Annotated in this window: 1 protein-coding gene; it reads right to left on the reverse strand. The window is 28.8% G+C overall.

From position 1 onward, the window contains the following. A partial coding sequence (locus tag L8X40_RS08400) for a hypothetical protein (protein ID WP_263667688.1) occupies positions 1-720 on the reverse strand: 720 nt, incomplete at both ends.

Below are 720 nucleotides of genomic sequence, written 5' to 3' on the forward strand. Positions count from 1 at the left end.
TTGAATACCTACACTACCACCCGCTATAAGAGATTTTTCACCCTCAAGTTTAATATAATCTTTTACATTTCCATTTATAGAAATACCAACACCGCTTTGACCTAGTATTGTTCCTTTATTTTCAATAGTTTTAACACTATTTAAAATTACACCATTTTTACCACCTTGCATAACACCATTATTTAAAATTGTCTCAATTTTACCTTTTCCAAAATCTATAGCTGAGGTGTTGGCTAAAATAGTACCTTCATTGTTAATAGTTTTAATTTCTCCTTCGATAATCGCAACTATTCCATTTGTATTTGATATAATTGTCCCTTTATTATCTAGTAAATCGCCTGTGCTAGCATGACCACTAACTCTCTCTAATACAATAGCCCCAAATCCATTTTTATTAATTATCGTTCCATTCTTGCCATTATTAAGCGTGTTAAAATGTCCGGCATAAAAATATATAGCACCAGATTTATTACTATTTTGATTTTGAATCAATCCATTATTGATTATATTATCAACTTTACTATATTGTCTAATTAATATTCCACCTTCAACCCGACCATTAGAATTTGACTGAATTATTCCACTATTACTAATTGTATTTATGGTTGAGTATTTATCAACTTTAATTCCACTACTACCACTTAAGATATTACCATGGTTGTTTAAAGTATTTATCTTTGCATTATTCAAATTAATACTACTAATAAATCCATTTGTTTC

It is taken from the genome of Campylobacter sp. CNRCH_2013_0855, from assembly GCF_025773025.1.
Taxonomy (GTDB): domain Bacteria; phylum Campylobacterota; class Campylobacteria; order Campylobacterales; family Campylobacteraceae; genus Campylobacter_D; species Campylobacter_D jejuni_C.